At 68.4% G+C, this 14,226-nt stretch carries 17 protein-coding genes; 16 read left to right on the plus strand and 1 reads right to left on the minus strand.

The window, feature by feature from the left end; translation table 11 throughout:
* Window positions 1–106 precede the first annotated feature (106 nt).
* The 16 genes from KIK15_RS16460 (at window position 107) to KIK15_RS16535 (ending at window position 13,364) form a co-directional block, all read left to right on the plus strand.
* Window positions 107–1,129, plus strand: coding sequence for an amidohydrolase family protein (locus KIK15_RS16460; protein WP_374222872.1), 1,023 nt, complete (start codon window positions 107–109; stop codon window positions 1,127–1,129).
* 186 nt (window positions 1,130–1,315) lie between these two features.
* A complete protein-coding gene (gene rpsP / locus KIK15_RS16465) occupies window positions 1,316–1,798 on the plus strand; it encodes a 30S ribosomal protein S16 (protein ID WP_214245806.1) in 483 nt (160 codons plus the stop codon).
* Window positions 1,795–2,037, plus strand: a complete 243-nt coding sequence (locus KIK15_RS16470) for an RNA-binding protein (RefSeq protein ID WP_214245807.1) — start codon at window positions 1,795–1,797, stop codon at window positions 2,035–2,037. The genes rpsP and KIK15_RS16470 overlap by 4 nt, the downstream gene beginning before the upstream one ends.
* Before the next feature lie 13 nt (window positions 2,038–2,050).
* A complete protein-coding gene (rimM, locus tag KIK15_RS16475) occupies window positions 2,051–2,566 on the plus strand; it encodes a ribosome maturation factor RimM (RefSeq protein ID WP_214245808.1) in 516 nt (171 codons plus the stop codon).
* Between the two features lie 14 nt (window positions 2,567–2,580).
* Entirely contained in the window at window positions 2,581–3,285 is a 705-nt protein-coding gene (gene trmD, locus KIK15_RS16480) for a tRNA (guanosine(37)-N1)-methyltransferase TrmD (RefSeq protein WP_214245869.1), read from the plus strand.
* 71 nt (window positions 3,286–3,356) lie between these two features.
* Window positions 3,357–4,358 carry a hypothetical protein gene (locus KIK15_RS16485; RefSeq protein WP_214245809.1) on the plus strand — a complete coding sequence of 334 codons (1,002 nt, stop codon included), beginning with the start codon at window positions 3,357–3,359 and terminating at the stop codon, window positions 4,356–4,358.
* A 203-nt stretch (window positions 4,359–4,561) separates the two neighbouring features.
* Window positions 4,562–4,903, plus strand: a complete 342-nt coding sequence (gene rplS / locus KIK15_RS16490) for a 50S ribosomal protein L19 (protein ID WP_214245810.1) — start codon at window positions 4,562–4,564, stop codon at window positions 4,901–4,903.
* Window positions 4,904–4,971: 68 nt separating this feature from the next.
* Complete coding sequence (lepB, locus tag KIK15_RS16495) at window positions 4,972–5,844, plus strand: signal peptidase I (protein WP_214245811.1); 873 nt, start codon at window positions 4,972–4,974, stop codon at window positions 5,842–5,844.
* Between the two features lie 7 nt (window positions 5,845–5,851).
* Complete coding sequence (locus KIK15_RS16500; RefSeq protein WP_214245812.1) at window positions 5,852–6,526, plus strand: ribonuclease HII; 675 nt, start codon at window positions 5,852–5,854, stop codon at window positions 6,524–6,526.
* Between the two features lie 63 nt (window positions 6,527–6,589).
* Window positions 6,590–6,913, plus strand: coding sequence for a DUF2469 domain-containing protein (locus KIK15_RS16505; RefSeq protein WP_214245813.1), 324 nt, complete (start codon window positions 6,590–6,592; stop codon window positions 6,911–6,913).
* Between the two features lie 122 nt (window positions 6,914–7,035).
* On the plus strand, window positions 7,036–7,416 hold the full coding sequence (locus KIK15_RS16510) for a YraN family protein (protein ID WP_214245814.1): 381 nt from the start codon (window positions 7,036–7,038) through the stop codon (window positions 7,414–7,416).
* Window positions 7,416–8,927 carry a YifB family Mg chelatase-like AAA ATPase gene (locus tag KIK15_RS16515; protein ID WP_214245815.1) on the plus strand — a complete coding sequence of 504 codons (1,512 nt, stop codon included), beginning with the start codon at window positions 7,416–7,418 and terminating at the stop codon, window positions 8,925–8,927. Before KIK15_RS16510 ends, KIK15_RS16515 begins: the two co-directional genes overlap by 1 nt.
* A 47-nt stretch (window positions 8,928–8,974) precedes the next feature.
* Window positions 8,975–10,141, plus strand: a complete 1,167-nt coding sequence (gene dprA, locus KIK15_RS16520) for a DNA-processing protein DprA (protein WP_214245816.1) — start codon at window positions 8,975–8,977, stop codon at window positions 10,139–10,141.
* Between the two features lie 13 nt (window positions 10,142–10,154).
* Window positions 10,155–11,441 (plus strand): saccharopine dehydrogenase family protein, encoded by a 1,287-nt coding sequence (locus KIK15_RS16525; protein WP_214245817.1) that lies wholly within the window; start codon window positions 10,155–10,157, stop codon window positions 11,439–11,441.
* Between the two features lie 59 nt (window positions 11,442–11,500).
* The gene (locus tag KIK15_RS16530; RefSeq protein WP_214245818.1) at window positions 11,501–12,349 is read left to right on the plus strand and encodes a siderophore-interacting protein; all 849 of its coding nucleotides are present in this window, start codon (window positions 11,501–11,503) and stop codon (window positions 12,347–12,349) included.
* Window positions 12,350–12,461: 112 nt separating this feature from the next.
* Window positions 12,462–13,364, plus strand: coding sequence for a tyrosine recombinase XerC (locus KIK15_RS16535; RefSeq protein ID WP_214245819.1), 903 nt, complete (start codon window positions 12,462–12,464; stop codon window positions 13,362–13,364).
* Here KIK15_RS16535 and KIK15_RS16540 read toward each other — a convergent pair whose 3' ends face one another.
* Window positions 13,365–13,955, minus strand: coding sequence for a M23 family metallopeptidase (locus tag KIK15_RS16540; protein ID WP_250324842.1), 591 nt, complete (start codon window positions 13,953–13,955; stop codon window positions 13,365–13,367).
* Between the last annotated feature and the right edge of the window lie 271 nt (window positions 13,956–14,226).

Below are 14,226 nucleotides of genomic sequence, written 5' to 3' on the forward strand. Positions count from 1 at the left end.
GAGGTTCGGCGTGGATCAACTGCACATCCGGGGTCGAGTTCCCGGGCTGGGGAAGGTGGTCCCGGACTCCGAACTGCGTGGCCTCGATTCCGTCGAGGATCGTGACGTGGAGCTGTGGATCGCCGACGGCGTCGTCGTCGAGGGGCCGCTGCCGGATGCGGTGACCGTGGCCGACGGCGGGTGGATCGTGCCAGGTCTGGTCGACGCCCACAACCACGTCGGAATCGCCCCGGGGATGGGGGTGACCATCGAGCAGGCGCGCGCGTTCGCAGCCGCCGATGCACGCGCGGGTGCCCTGCTGATCCGCGAGGTCGGCTCACCGGTGGACACTCATCCCCTCGACGGCGACCCCGGTGGGCCGGTGCTCGTGCGGGCAGGCAGACACATCGCCCGTCGCAAGCGGTACCTGCGCGACTACGGCGTCGAACTCGAGCACCCGGATGCGCTGGCGGCCGAGGTCCGAACCCAAGCTCGGGCCGGTGACGGATGGGTGAAGCTGGTGGGGGACTGGATCGATCGTGACATCGGCGATCTCGCTCCGCTGTGGACCGACGATCAGCTGGTCGCGGCCGTGGCGGCCGCGCACGACGAGGGTGCTCGGATCACCGCCCACATCTTCGGCACCGACGCCTTGCACGGGGCCATCGCGGCAGGCGTCGACTGCATCGAACACGGCACCGGCCTGACCGATGATCTCATCGAGCAGCTGGCCACCAAACGAATCGCACTGGTGCCGACCATGATCCAGGTGGAGAACTTTCCCTCGATCGCCGAGGGCGCCGATCGGTTCCCGACCTACGCCGCGCACATGCGCGCGCTGCACGCCGGGGCTCCAGCCGTGTTCGCCGCTGCGGTCGAGGCGGGGGTGCAGGTGTTCGCCGGCACCGACGCGGGCGGTTTCGTCGAGCACGGTCGCATCGTCGACGAGGTGGCGGCGTTGGCTGGACTGGGCTGGGGCGCCACCGGTGCGCTGGCCGCGGCGACCGTCGCCGCTCGGCGATGGTTGTCGGCGGGACGGTGCGAGGTGGGGGATCGGGCCGACCTGCTGGTGCTCGCCGCCGACCCTCGCATCGACATCGCGGCTCTGCGGGCACCGGTCGCCGTGGTGTGTGGAGGCGTCGTCCTCTGACGCCGATGGTCCACTGCGCCGCCGTCGCGATTTCACGGTGCTCGGGCGGCTCTGGCACAATCAGACCCTGGTTCGTCGGCACCGGTTCCGTACCGCCCGACGGTCACACCACCTCAAGCAGCAAAACCGGGCCCACCACACCGGGTGGGCCGCTGAATTGCGCAGTGACCACTGAGAGAAGAAGTCATGGCCGTCAAGATCAAGCTCACCCGCCTCGGCAAGATTCGCACCCCGCAGTACCGGATCGTCGTCGCCGACGCCCGCACCCGTCGTGATGGCCGCGCCATCGAGACCATCGGCAAGTACCACCCCAAGGAAGAGCCGTCGCTCATCGAGATCGATTCCGAGCGCGCCCAGTACTGGTTGAGCGTAGGTGCCCAGCCCACCGAGCCCGTTGCTGCGCTGCTCAAGGTGACCGGTGACTGGCAGAAGTTCAAGGGCCTCCCCGGCGCCGAGGGCACCCTGAAGGTCAAGGAGCCCAAGCCCAGCAAGCTCGACCTGTTCAATGCCGCGCTCGCCGCCGCCGACAACGAGCCGGTCGCCGAGGCCACCACCCCCAAGAAGAAGGCCGCCAAGAAGGCCGACGGTCCTGCCGCTGACGCCACCGACGCTCCCGCCGAGACCGCCGCCGAGGCGCCCGCAGCTGCGGAGACCGAGGCCGGCGCGTGAGTGCTGTGGTCGCCGACGCCGTCGAGCACCTCGTGCGCGGCATCGTCGCCAACCCCGACGACGTGTCGGTCGAGATGATCACCGGTCGCCGCGGGCGGCTGGTCGAGGTGCACGTGCACCCCGACGACCTGGGCAAGGTGATCGGGCGTGGCGGTCGCACGGCGACCGCGCTGCGCACCTTGGTCGCCGGTATCGGTGGTCGTGGTCTTCGCCTCGACATCGTCGACACCGATCGCTGACCTGATCGCCCCGATGGACCTTGTCGTCGGACGAGTGGTCAAATCCCATGGCGTCCGAGGCGAGGTGGTCGTCGACGTGCGTACCGACGACCCTGACACCCGTTTCGCGGTGGGTTCACGCTTGCGAGGCCGCCTCCCCAAAGGCCGCGGTGAGAGCGAATACGTGGTCGAGTCGGCCCGCGACCACAGCGGTCGGCTGTTGCTGGCGTTGGCCGGGATCGATGATCGCGCCCGCGCCGACGACCTGCGGGGGCTGCTGTTCCTCATCGACAGCGCCGCCGTGGATTCCGGCGACGATCCCGACGAGTTCTACGACCACGAACTCGAGGGCGTCGCCGTCACCACCCGAGTCGGCGACGCGGTGGGTGTGGTCGCTGAGATTCTGCACCTGCCCGGTGGCGACACGCTGGTGGTGAAGACCGACGCCGGGGCCGAGATCCTCGTCCCCTTCGTCACCGAGATCGTCCCGATCGTGTCGACGAGCGGCATCGTCATCGATCCACCCGACGGACTACTCGAGCTGCAGTGACAGCCGGCCCGGTCATGCGGATCGACGTGGTCAGCATCTTCACCGACTACCTCGCGCCGCTGCGGATGGCGTTGCTCGGTCGGGCCATAGACCGCGGGATCATCACCCTCGACATCCATGACCTACGCGATTGGACCCACGATGTGCATCGTGCGGTCGACGATTCGCCCTACGGCGGTGGGCCCGGCATGGTCATGCGTCCCCAGGTGTGGGGCGAGTGCCTCGACGAGGTGTGCCCCGACGACGCGCTGCTGGTGGTGCCCACGCCCGCAGGCGAACCGTTCACCCAGCGGGTTGCCGAGGAGTTCAGCACCGAGTCGCACCTGGTGTTCGCCTGCGGCCGCTACGAGGGCATCGACCAGCGTGTCATCGACGACACCGCGACCCGGGCGCGCGTTCGGGAGGTCTCGATCGGCGACTATGTGTTGATCGGCGGCGAGGTGGCGTGTGTGGCGATGATCGAGGCCTCGGTCCGACTCATCGACGGCGTGCTGGGCAACAAGGCGTCACACCAACAGGATTCGTTCTCCGACGGTCTGCTCGAGGGGCCGTGCTACACCCGTCCCGAGGTGTGGCGCGGTCACGCCGTGCCCCCGGTCCTGCTCAGCGGCGATCACGCCGCCATCGACAGCTGGCGGCGTGAGCAGGCGCGTGCGCGCACCGCGCTGCGACGCCCCGATCTGATCGAACGCCTGCAGGCGGAGTCGGGCGAATCCTGATCGGTCCATCGACCGTGCGGCCCGGTACCAACCTGACCTCGCACGATGGGTCGGCGGTTTAACCTGGACACATGCATCACTGGTACACCAACGACATCGTCGGTGCCGGTCGTCTGCCCCTGCTGTTCTTCTTTGTGGGCTTCATCGGCGGATTCCTCGTGACGCGAGTGAGCGTGCGGCTGATCCGCGCCGAGGTGCGTTGGTGGTTCGGCAACGTCAGCGCCGGACAAACCCATATCCATCACATGGTCTTCGGAGTGGTGCTCTCGTTGGTCTCGGGGGTGTCGTTGATCGCGGTGTCGATCACCGGTTCCCAGGCCACGCTGTCGGTGCTCAGTTGTGCCTTTGGGATCGGTGCCGCGCTGGTGCTCGACGAGTTCGCGCTCATCTTCTATCTGCGTGATGTCTACTGGGCCGAGGAGGGTCGCGCGTCGGTGGATGCGGTCTTCGCCGCGCTCGGGGCAACGGGCATGGTGCTCTTGGGTTTTCGTCCGATGGAGCTGTTCGAGCTGTCGGCGTTCGGGCCCGATGCTCCGCTGGTGGAGGTGGTCGTTGGGCTGGTCTTCGCCGCGGTCGGGATCGGGTTGGCGGCCGTGGTACTCGTCAAGGGCAAGATCTGGACAGGTCTGATCGGGATCTTCTTCTGGCCGCTGCTGGTCGTGGGTGCCCTGCGCATGGCACGCCCAGGCTCACCCTGGGCCCGATGGCGCTACACCAACCGGCCCAGGCGAATGCAGCGCGCGCTGCGGCGCGAGCGCCGAATCCGACGTCCGGTGATCCGGGCGAAGATCTACCTGCAGGACCTGATGGCCGGACGACCCGATGTTCCGCACGTCAAGGCCGCAGCCGAGGCAATGCTCGACGAGGTGGTGCACGCAGCACCGCCGCCCCCGCACGATCTGCCGCGAGTGTTCGGCCCGTCGCGGGCCTGGGCCCGCCCCGCCGATGCCGCACGCGTGGAGGCCTCCCCCGACCCAGTGGGGTCGGCCACGGGTGTCGTCGACCCGCGCGGGGACTCGCCGACGGCCGAGCAGTCCATCGATCGACACCGGGATCCGGCCTCGCGCCGCTGACGGCCGCGGTTCGACGATTTCGTCTGGTGTGGCTGATCTGGCACAATCGTGGGGTTGCCGCTCGCCCTTGTCGATTGCAGATCCGTTCAAGGCGCCGCGACCGACCCACGACCTGAGCACGAACCGGTCGAACCGTGCCGCCCTTCCAGGCGCCGGCCGCCAGGTTCCTCTGTTCCCAGTGAGAATCAGATAGGACTCCGAAGATGAACACCCTGGACTTCCTCGACCAGCAGTCGTTGCGTGACGACATTCCCGACTTCCGCCCCGGCGACACCCTCGACGTCCACGTCAAGGTCATCGAGGGTTCCAAGGAGCGCGTCCAGGTGTTCAAGGGCGTCGTCATCCGACGTCAGGGCGGCGGCCTGCGCGAGACCTTCACCGTGCGCAAGGTGTCCTTCGGTGTCGGCGTGGAGCGCACCTTCCCAGTGCACAGCCCCACCCTGGCCAAGGTCGATGTCGTCACCCGCGGTGATGTGCGCCGCGCCAAGCTGTACTACTTGCGTGATCTGCGTGGTAAAGCCGCAAAGATCAAGGAAAAGCGCTGATTCGGACCTGTTCGGTCGGCTCGAGTCCGGCCGGTCGGTCGTCCTCGATCGTCCTCTAGGCTGGTCGAGTGCCACAGACTCCGCGCCCCAATCCCGCCGACGACGAATCCCGTGGCCTCGGTGATCGGTCCTCCTCCACCGAGCCGGAAGCGCCGGATGCAGCGGGTGCCACACCCTGGCGGACCAAGGCAGACGTATCCGCCAGCGGCGGGTCTTCGTCGTCGGCGCGGTCGTTCCTGCGGGAGACGGCGATCATCATCATCAGCGTCCTGGTGCTCACCTGGGTGTTGCAGACCTTCGTCGGTCGGCAGTACGTGATCCCGTCGGAATCGATGGAGAACACCCTGCGCGGCTGCGCCGGATGCACCAACGATCGCATCGTGATCGACAAGCTGACCTACCGGTTCAGCGACCCCGAGCCGGGCGACGTCGTGGTGTTCAAGGCCCCGACCCGGTCCTGGGATTCACAGTGGACCTCACCACGATCGAAGAACACGGTCATTCGTGGCCTACAGGATGTGTTGTCCTGGTTCGGGTTTGCGCCGCCCGACGAGAACGACCTCGTCAAACGCGTCATCGCGACCGGCGGGCAGACCGTCGAGTGCGACAACGCGGACAGCAAAGGCGTCACGGTCAACGGCAAACCCCTCGACGAGCCCTACATCGACCGTGCGCTGCAACAAAAGGACTCCTTCGCCACCGACCCCGCGTCGAATCGGACGACCAGTTGCCTCGGACCGAATTTCGGGCCGATCACAGTCCCCAAGGGTCATGTCTGGGTGATGGGCGACAACCGCGGCAACTCGGCCGACTCCCGCTTCCACATCTCCGACGAGCTGATGGGCACCGTGCCGATCGGCAACATCCGCGGCAAGGTGCGCTTCATCATCTACCCGTTCTCACGGCTCGGTGGGGTGGGCTCGCACAACCCCCAGCGGTAGGCCTCTGGTGTACGCGAGCAGTCGGTGGCCACCACGCGCGCCGGTTCGGCGCGCGGGCGGCCTGAGAACCTTCGAGTTCGCGCTGAGCAACTCCGGGCTCGGTCCGGTGGCCGGTGTGGATGAGGCCGGACGCGGCGCGTGCGCCGGGCCGCTGGTGGTGGCCGCATGCGTCCTCAAACCCGCGCAGCTGCGGTCGCTGGCCGATCTCGACGACTCCAAGCGACTCGGTGAGGCGACCCGAGAGCGGCTGTACACCTCGGTGATCCGGCACGCCGTGGCCACCAGCGTGGTGGTCATCGAGGCCGACGAGGTCGACCGGATCGGCGTCCACGTGGCCAACATCGAAGGCATGCGCCGGGCGGTCGCGACGCTCGCGGTGGCGCCGGGGTATGTGCTGTCCGACGGATTCGCTGTGCCCGGACTGACCGCGCCGTCGCTGCCGGTCATCGGCGGCGACGGCGCGGCTGCCTGCATCGCAGCCGCCAGCATCCTGGCCAAGGTGACACGAGATCGGATCATGGTCGCCATGGACGACGAGCTTCCGGGCTATCACTTCGCGGTGCACAAGGGGTACAGCACCGCGCTGCACATGTCGGCCCTCGACGAACTCGGCCCATCGGTTCAGCATCGGATGTCGTATCGGAACGTGGCGCAGCGTGCGCAACCGCAACGCGCGCGATGAGACGCGGTCCGAGGTTGCCTCACCCGGTGAGTGTGCGGTCCGACGGGTGACTAGGCTTGCCACATGAGTGCTGAGGATCTCGAGAAGTACGAGACCGAGATGGAACTCTCCCTGTACCGCGAGTACAAGGACGTGGTCGGTCAGTTCACCTACGTGGTGGAGACCGAACGGCGCTTCTACCTGGCCAACTCGGTGGAGCTGATGCCCCGCAACGCCGACGGTGAGGTCTACTTCGAGCTGCGCCTGGCTGACGCCTGGGTGTGGGACATGTACCGCCCGGCACGTTTCGTCAAACAGGTGCGCGTGATCACGTTCAAGGACGTCAACATCGAAGAGCTCGAGAAGTCCGAGCTACGGCTGCCCGAAGACGGTGCGCTGCCGGACTGATAGCGACGCGATCTGATCGTCGCAGGACGGCGTTCTACACAGCTTCGGCACTGTCCACAGAATTGGTCCCCACAGCCCGCTGAGCGGGTGGGTCGGTGGTCGACGAGGTCCACGCTGGGCCCATGGCAACGAGCAGACGAGAACCCGACCGACGCCGCCAGATCATCGGCCGCCGCGGCGAAGACGCCGCCGCCGACCACCTGGAGAAGTCGGGTTGGCAAGTCCTGGAACGAAATTGGCGTTGTCGCTACGGTGAGTTGGATCTGATCGCGCTCGACGGCGACGTGTTGGTCGCCGTCGAGGTCAAGACCAGGACCGGCACCACCTTCGGCGACCCCGCGGCCGCGGTCACTGCTGACAAGTACCGGCGCCTGCGGCGGTTGATCCAGCTGTGGCTGGCCCAACAACAACGACGCTGGCCGGCAGTGCGATTCGATGTCATCGCGGTGTCGATCGACTCGACCGGGCGAGCTCACCTGCGGCATCTGCGGGGGGTGTTCTGATGTCGCTGGGCCGGGTACGCACAGTCGCCATCAGTGGAGTCGACGGTGTGGTGGTGGAGATCGAGGCGTTCATCGGACAGGGACTGCCGGGTGTCTCCCTGGTCGGGATGGCCGACGCCTCGCTCAAGGAGTCGCGCGATCGGGTGCGGGCCGCCATCACCAACTCGGAGAAGCCGTGGCCCGATGGCCGTGTCACATTGAACCTGTCACCGGCCAGCCTGCCCAAGAGTGGATCGAATTACGATCTGGCCCTTGCCATCGCGGTGTTGGCGGCGAACGGGGAGGTGGCGACCCACCGTCTGGACTCCACGGTGTTCCTCGGAGAGCTGGGTCTCGACGGCCGCATCCGTGGCGTGCGTGGAGTGTTGCCGTCGGTGGTTGCCGCTCGCCGCGCCGGGTTCACCCACGTGGTGGTGCCACTGGCGAATGTGGCTGAGGCCGCGCTGGTCTCAGGCCTCGACGTCGGGGGAGCGACGCACCTGACCGAGGTGATGGCCTGGTTGGCCGGCGATCGCGCGCTCGACACCGTCGATCCGTCGGCGTCTCCACCCCCGCCGATCGGGGTGCCCGATCTGGCGGACGTGGTGGGACAGACCGAGGCCCGCTACGCGCTCGAGATCGCCGCCGCCGGCGCCCATCACGTGCTGATGACCGGCCCGCCTGGGATCGGCAAGACGATGCTGGCCCGGCGCCTGCCCGGCATCCTGCCGTCGCTGACCGAGATGGAATCGTTGGAGGTGACCGCCATCCACTCGATCGCGGGCAGCCTGCCCGCCGATCACCCGCTGGTGACCGAGCCGCCGTTCATCGCACCTCACCACTCCACGTCGTCGACTGCGCTGGTCGGTGGGGGAACCGGGATGGCCAAGCCCGGTGCGGTCTCCCGTGCCCATCGGGGGGTGCTGTTTCTCGACGAATGTGCCGAGATGGGGGTCAAGGCGTTGGACTCGTTGCGAACTCCGTTGGAGGAAGGGGAGACCCGCATCATGCGACGCGACGGTGTCGCGGTGCTGCCGGCCCGCTTCCAACTGATCCTCTCGGCCAATCCGTGTCCGTGTGCGCCTGCGCGTGATGTGGACTGCGTGTGTTCAGCACAGGTGCGCCGAAAGTATCTGGGCAAGTTGTCCGGGCCCCTGATGGACCGTGTCGACATCCGGGTGCGCATGGATCCACCCGGTAACGCCGCCCTGATGGACACCGTCGGTGAATCCAGTGCCGTGGTACGGGCCCGGGTCGGCGCGGCGCGGCAGATCGCTCGGCAGCGGTGGGCTGAACACGGCTGGCAGACCAACAGTGAGGTGCCGGGATCGGTTCTGCGCCAGGAGTTCCGATTGCCGTCGGCCGCCCTCAGGCCCATCGAGTTGTTCCTCCGCGATGGTCGGATCTCGGCGCGTGGTGCCGATCGTGCACTGCGCCTGGCGTGGACGCTGGCCGATCTCGGTGGCTTGTCGGCTCCGACAGAGGCGCAGGTGGCCCAGGCGTTGCTGTTCCGCGATCGGGGCTACGCGTGAGCACACCGGGCGATCAGGTGCGCGGTGACGACTCAGGAGGTGCGGTGATGGATGATGCCGAACGGCGTGCGTGGGCCTATCTCTCGGCGGTGGCCGAGCCGCCGTGCGGGCCGCTGGTCGCGTTGGTCGAACACCTCGGTGCGCTCGAGGCGGCGCGTGCGGTCGCTGATCGTCGGGTCCCCGCCGGCTTCGAAAAGGTGCTCGCTGCCACCGCGGCTCGATTCGAGAAGAACACCGCCGCAGCAGATCTGGACGTGGTCGATCGACTCGGCGGACGTTTGGTCACCCCGCATGACCCGGAGTGGCCGGGATGGCCACTGCTGGGACTGACCCGCACCCCTGAGGCGGCGACTTCGGGTCCGCCGCTGGCGCTGTGGGTTCGTGGTCGTCGTCGACTCGACCATCTGGTCGAGGGCGCGGTGGCGATGGTCGGTTCACGGGCGTGCACCGCCTACGGTCGGCACTGCACAGGGCTGCTGGTCGACGATCTGATCGGTGGTGGTCGCCCCATCGTCTCCGGTGGTGCCTACGGGATCGACGCCGCAGCGCATCGCAGCGCCCTCGGTGGCGGCGGGACCACGGTGGCGGTGCTGGCCTGCGGGATCGACGTTGACTATCCGGCCCCCCACGGGCAACTGTTCGCCGAGATCGCCGCGACTGGCGGACTGGTGACCGAGTACGCGCCCGGTACCTCTGGGATGAAGCACCGATTCCTCACCCGCAATCGACTGGTGGCGGCGCTGTCGAGCGCGGTGGTGGTGGTCGAGGCCGGGCGCCGCAGCGGCACCGCCAACACCGCGAAATGGGCTCGCTGGCTGGGACTTCCGCTCGGGGCGGTGCCCGGCCCGATCTCGTCGGCGATGTCGGTGGGCTGCCACAAGCTGATCAGCGAAGAGCAGGCTCAGGTGATCGTCGACGGGGCCGGGATCGAGCGCATGATCTGCCCGGACGGACTGAGCATCGGGGCGGTGCCCGTCGGCGATCGAGGGCACGGCACCGACGGTGTCTCACCGGCCATCGACCTCGACGACACCGCGGCGCGGGTGCGGGATGCGTTGCCGCGCAGCGGGTCGGCGACTGTCGCCGAGATCGCTTTCGCGGTCGGGGTGGACGTGCCCTCGACCCGTTCGGCGCTGGCGGTGCTCGACATCCACGGACTTGCCGAGGCCATCGACGGTGGTTGGCGTTCACCGGTGGTGCAGGGCGCCCGGTGACTACCCTGAGGCGATGAGGATCTTGGTGGTGGGTGCCGGTGGCGTGGGCGATGCGTTGGCCAAGATCGCTGCGCGTCGAACGTTCTTCGAGGCGATGGTGGTCTCCGACTACGACCTGGCCCGCGCGCAACGCACCGTGGCGGCGGTGACAGATCGGGTGGACGCACCGTCGGCGGCTCGGTTCAGTGCTGCTCACATCGATGCCTCCGATGCCGATGCGGTGGCTGCTTTGGCGACCGAGCATCAGATCACCCACGTGATGAATGCGGTCGAGCCCGCATTCGTCCCGACGGTGTTCGCCGGAGCTCTCGCCGCTGGTGCCGACTACCTCGACATGGCGATGAGCCTGAGTTCGCCGCATCCCGAGCGGCCCTACGCCCAGACCGGGGTGATGTTGGGGGAGGCGCAGTTCGCGGCGGACTCGATCTGGCGCGACCAGGGTCGGCTTGCGCTGGTCGGGATGGGTGTGGAACCCGGACTGTCCGACATTTTCGCCCGGTACGCCTGCGACGAGCTCTTCGACAGTGTCGAGGAGTTGGGCACCCGCGACGGGGCCAACCTGGTGGTGCGTGACGACGACGGCAACGAGATCTTCGCCCCGTCGTTTTCCATCTGGACCACCATCGAGGAATGCCTCAACCCGCCGGTGATCTGGGAGAAGGACCGCGGCTGGTTCACCACCCCGCCGTTCTCCGAACCGGAGGTCTTCGAGTTCCCGGACGGGATCGGTCCGGTCGAATGCGTCAACGTGGAGCACGAAGAGGTGCTGTTGATGCCGCGATGGCTCGATGCGCGGCGGGTCACCTTCAAGTACGGGCTGGGTGCGGAGTTCATCGGTGTGCTGCGCACCCTGCATACCCTGGGCCTCGACTCCACCGCTGCGATCACCGTCCGATCGCCTGCCGGGCCGGTCGAGGTGGCGCCGCGTGACGTGGTTGCTGCGGCCCTGCCCGATCCGGCCACCATCGGCCCTCGAATGACCGGCAAGACCTGTGCGGGGACCTGGGTGACCGGCACCCGCGACGGGCGCCCGCGTGAGGTCTACCTCTACCACGTCAGCGACAACGAATGGACCATGCGTGAGTACGGCACGCAATGCGTGGTGTGGCAGACGGCGCTGGGACCTGTTGTGGCACTGGAACTCTTGGCCGCCGGAACGTGGAGCGGGGCGGGTGTGTTGGGACCGGAGGCGTTCGGTGCGCAGCCGTTCCTGGAGTTGATGGCGCGGTCGGAGTCCGATGGCGGATACGGGCAGGCGTGGGGCCTGCGCGACAGCTGGGCTGCACCCACCGACGCCTGACTTAGGCTGTCCTAATAAACCTCGGGTAGCGTGGTCGGGCGACAGCAAGGAGCCCTGCCATGGCCAAGCGCCTCACCAGCATGACCGTCCTCGAGACCCGCCGCCTGAGTCCCCACATGATCCGCGTGTACCTGGGTGGTGACGGCTTTGCCGACTTCGAGGCGTCGGAGGACACCGACTCCTACATCAAGTTCCTGTTCCCTGCGGCGGGTGTCGAGTACCCGGAACCGTTCGACCTGGAAAGGATCCGCTCGGAATTCGCCCCGGAGGATCAGCCGACCGTGCGCACCTACACGGTGCGCTCGGTCGACGCGCAGCGCCGTCGCATCGCGGTCGACTTCGTGGTCCACGGGGAGGCCGGTGTGGCCGGACCGTGGGCCTTGCGAGCGCAGCCCGGGGAGACGATCCGCTTCCTCGGGCCGGGAAGTGGCTACCGACCCTCGGCGGAGGTGGACTGGCATCTGATGGCCGCCGACGAGGCCGGACTGCCCGCGGTGGCCGCCGCTGTGGAGGCGCTGCCGACCGATGCCGTGGCGCAGGTGTTCATCGAGGTCGCTGGACCCGAGGACGAGATCGAGTTGTCCGCACCGCCGGGCGCGAGCATCACCTGGGTGCATCGCGGCGCGCCGTCGGACTCGGCCGATCCCGCCGTCACCGGCGACAACGCCCCGCTCATCGCCGCCGTCCGCGCCGCACCGTGGCTACCGGGACGCGTACAGGTCTTCATCCATGGTGAGGCGCAGACGGTGATGTCGAACCTGCGCCGCTACATCCGTCGCGAACGCGCAGTCCCTGCGGGCGATGCATCCATCTCGGGGTACTGGCGGCGCGGACGCACCGAGGAAGGGTTCCGGCAGTGGAAGGCCGAGCTGCGAGCCCGCGAAGCGGCCGCCGGTATCGCACCGTGAGCGTGAACCCGCGGTCGCGCGACCGGCGAGAGGCCGTCGGATACACCACGTTCAGCTGCGTATGCCGCGTGGCTGCTTGCGCGGAGCTACCTGTTGACGTGTGCTTTCGACCATGACGGCATCGGCACGGCTCACCGACTTCGAGGCGTATCTGCGCTTCGAGAAGGGCAGCAGTCCCGCCACCGTCCGCGCCTACCTGGCCGACGTGCGGGCACTGGTCAGCTTCGCCGGGGCCCGAGGACAGTCCATCGCCGAGATCGACCTGGCGGTGCTGCGCGCGTGGTTGGCCGAGACCACCCGCCGCGGGGCGGCCCGCACCACGGTGGCCCGCCACGTGTCGTCGGCGAAGACCTTCTGCGCCTGGGCTGCTCGTGAAGGGCTGCTGGCCGACGACGTGTCCACCCGGCTGCAGGCACCCAGGGCTCATCGCACGCTGCCCGCGGTGCTCAGCACCGAGCAGGCGCGCACCCTCACCGATGCCGCCACCCGCCGCGCCGACCCGGCCGACCCGGTCAGTGTGCGCGATCGGCTGATCCTGGAGTTGTTGTACGCCACCGGGATCCGCGTCGGTGAGTTGTGCGGCCTCGACGTCGGCGACATCGATGACGGTCGGCGGGTGCTGCGGGTGATCGGCAAGGGCGACAAGCAGAGGTCGGTGCCGTTCGGGGTACCCGCAGCGGCCGCCCTCACCGAATGGCAGCAGCGGGGGCGCCCAGCGTTGGTCGGACCCACCTCGGGGGCGGCGCTGCTACTCGGAGCGCGCGGTGGGCGACTCGACCCGCGCACCGCGCGACGGGTGGTGCACGCGGCGACCGCCGCAGTCGACGGTGCCCCCGACATCGGGCCGCACGGACTGCGGCATTCGGCAGCCACCCACCTGTTGGAGGGCGGCGCAGATCTGCGCGTGGTGCAAGAACTGCTCGGACACTCCTCGCTGGCCACCACGCAGCTCTACACCCATGTGGGGGTCGAACGGCTGCGTGCGGTGCATCGGCAGGCGCACCCGCGCGCCTGATCAGCCGGCATCGTCCTCGTTCAGTGGTTTGAGGCGGACCCGCACCACTCCCAGCAGTGCCAGCGGGTCGAGATAGGTTGCGGCCGAGCCGGTCCCACGACGCGCGCCCCAGTGCAGACACGTGCCGACGCAGCCCAGGTGCCCGCCCAGCACGGTGCCCAGCACTGTTCCCCGCGTGACCGGGGTGCCGGTGACCACCGCGGGGCGTACCGGCTCGTAGGTGGTCAGCAGGCCGTCGGGGTGCAACACCGACACGACCGACTTGCCACCCACCGATCCGGCAAAGTGCACCACGCCGACACCCGCCGCCAGCACTGCCGATCCCGTCCCCAGACCCCCGGTCGGCGCCAGATCGACTCCGCGATGCCCGGCCAGCCAGCGCTGCGCGGGTGGATCGAAGCCTCGCACCACCGTCGGTCGCGGGGACAACGGCCAGCCGTAGCCGCCCGGGATGGGGGGTGCGCCGACCGCCCAGGGTGGGGTGACGGTGAGACCGATCGCCGCAAGGAGGATCGGTATGCCGAGGATCCGGCCCATGGACAGGCCGATGGACCGACGGGTGGAAAGACCGATGGACCGCAGTGCTCGCATGGTCCTACGACGCACATCGCAGCCCGCCGGTTCCCGGCCCAGCGGGGCGTGTCGTGGCGGCCCCGGCGATTTCGTCACCACGCCCGACCTGCGTACACTTGCTCCTGCACTCCGTCGTTCGTGACTGATCTCGCATGGCCACGAACGATCGGGTGACTTCGCACGTCTGTGATCAGGCGCCCGCCTCGCGGGATACACGCCCGACGACCTCCGAGCAGGCGGTCCCGGAATCGCTCCGGGTCTGACTCGGTGACAGACGTCAGGGTCGGCC

Source organism: Williamsia sp. CHRR-6, from assembly GCF_018474015.1.
GTDB lineage: Bacteria > Actinomycetota > Actinomycetes > Mycobacteriales > Mycobacteriaceae > Williamsia_A.